This window comes from Planomonospora algeriensis (assembly GCF_977012225.1).
Map to the genome: position 1 here is coordinate 1 of NZ_CDRNDK010000848.1, position 1,404 is coordinate 1,404.

Sequence of the window (1,404 nt, forward strand, 5' to 3'; positions counted from 1 at the left end):
CGCACCTCCGACCCCGCACCTCCGACCCCCGCACCTCCGGGCCCCACGCCTCCGGGCCCGACTCCTCCGGGCTCACCGCCGGGGCGCCGGTCGGCGCCTCCTAGGCATCCGGCGCGGAACCGGTCGGCGTTCCTCAGGCGGTCCTCAGGCGCGCGGCGCAGAACCGCCGGACAGCATGCCCGCGAGCAGCTCCCGCACGCCGCGGCGGAGGTCGCCGAGGGTGGGCTCGGCCCCGGCCCCGACGATGGCGTCGAACATCACGCCCTCCCCGAAGACGACCAGCTGGCGGCCGTGCCGTACCGGATCGGGGGAGCCCGCGGCGGCGAGCAGGGCGACGGCCGGTTCCCGGAATCGGCCCCCCGCCCGGTCGTAGATCGCGCGGAGCTCGGGGCGGCGGGTCGCCTCCAGGGCCAGCTCGTAGCGGGCCACCGTACGGCGGCGGTCGACGGTGAGCTGCGCCCACAGCACCCGGGCCGTCATCTCGGCGAGCGCGTCCAGGGTGTCCCGGCCGCTCCCTGGCTCTCCACCGCCCCCGCCCGGCAGGCCCCCCCCGATCCCCCGGACCACCGGACCCAGGCTCTGCACCCTCCCCGCCCGACAGTCCTCCCCGATGCCCCGGACCACCGGACCCGGCCGACAGGCCCGGGCCTCCTGGAACCGGCGGCTCGCCCACGGCCCCCGCCATGAACGACGAGAAGAGCTCCACCTCCAGCTCGGTGAGCCTGGCGAGGGCCAGCTCCAGCAGGGCCGAGCGGGTGCGCGCCAGGTTGGACGTGGAACCGGGCGGCAGGCCGGCCGCCTCGTCGACCGCCCGGTGGGTCAGCCCGCGCATCCCGCGCTCGGCCAGCAGGGTGATGGCGGTCTCCGCGACCAGTTCAGCGCGTTGGGACTTCACCTACGGGATACTACATTTGTAGTTGGACTACAGGGGTAGTACTGTTCACTACATCCGTAGTGAAGGAGATGGGCATGGCGCGCGCAGTGGTGGTCGGAGCGGGAATCGGCGGGCTGACCGCGGCGGTGGCGCTCCAGCGGCAGGGCTGGGACGTCACGGTGCTGGAGCGGGCGGCGTCCCTGGAGCCGGTCGGCTCCGGGCTGGCCGTCGCGGCCAACGCGCTGAGGGCGCTGGACACGATCGGCGTCGGCGACGAGATCCGCGGGCTCTCCGCCGTCCAGGGCGACGGCGGAGTGCGCAGCGCGGACGGTCGCTGGCTGGTGAGGACCAGCGCGGAGGCGGTGACCGCGCAGTACGGCGACTCGGTGGTCCTGCTGCGCCGCGCGCAGCTGGTCGACGCGCTCGTCGCCCGGCTGGCACCCGGCACCGTACGGCTGGACACCACGGTCACCGGCGCGGACCCGGAGACCGGCGCGGTGACCGCCGTCACGGCCGGGACGGCGGCTCCG

The 1,404-nt window shown here is 75.8% G+C and carries 3 protein-coding genes; 2 read left to right on the plus strand and 1 reads right to left on the minus strand.

The window, feature by feature from the left end:
* Positions 1-144: 144 nt before the first annotated feature.
* Positions 145-567: a hypothetical protein gene (locus ACWJ6R_RS36315; RefSeq protein ID WP_449066543.1), complete on the minus strand. Its 423-nt coding sequence runs from the start codon at positions 565-567 to the stop codon at positions 145-147.
* Positions 568-683: 116 nt separating this feature from the next.
* Here ACWJ6R_RS36315 and ACWJ6R_RS36320 point away from each other — a divergent pair, with 116 nt between their 5' ends.
* Entirely contained in the window at positions 684-917 is a 234-nt protein-coding gene (locus ACWJ6R_RS36320) for a hypothetical protein (RefSeq protein ID WP_449066544.1), read from the plus strand.
* Between the two features lie 52 nt (positions 918-969).
* On the plus strand, positions 970-1,404 hold a 435-nt coding region (locus ACWJ6R_RS36325), incomplete at its 3' end, for an FAD-dependent oxidoreductase (protein WP_449066545.1).